This window comes from Photorhabdus sp. RM96S, assembly GCF_042879335.1.
GTDB classification, from domain to species: Bacteria; Pseudomonadota; Gammaproteobacteria; order Enterobacterales; family Enterobacteriaceae; genus Photorhabdus; species Photorhabdus kayaii.
In genome coordinates this window covers 1-290 of sequence record NZ_JBHFKT010000238.1, presented here as the reverse complement: position 1 = coordinate 290, position 290 = coordinate 1, and the positions used below count along the sequence as shown (strand labels likewise).

At 54.8% G+C, this 290-nt stretch carries 2 rRNA genes; both read left to right on the top strand.

From position 1 onward, the window contains the following. A 23S ribosomal RNA gene (locus ACGF49_RS25150) occupies window positions 1–106 on the top strand; the annotation flags it as partial. A gap of 122 nt (window positions 107–228) precedes the next feature. Beyond that, window positions 229–290, top strand: a 5S ribosomal RNA gene (rrf, locus tag ACGF49_RS25145); the annotation flags it as partial.

Sequence of the window (290 nt, the reverse complement as noted above, 5' to 3'; positions counted from 1 at the left end):
GAGGTCACGGAAGGAACGTTTAAGACGAAGACGTGGATAGGCTGGGTGTGTAAGCGCAGCGATGCATTGAGCTGACCAGTACTAATGAACCGAGAGGCTTAACCTTACAACGCCGAAGGTGTTTTGGTGTCGGCAGGGCCGTAGAGAGATAAATTTTCAGCTTGTTGAACAGATTGAACCGGGTGGTTGCGGAAGAAGAGACGCGCCGCCTGGAATAAACCGAATATGCCTGGCGGCGATAGCGCGGCGGTCCCACCTGACCCCATGCCGAACTCAGCAGTGAAACGCCG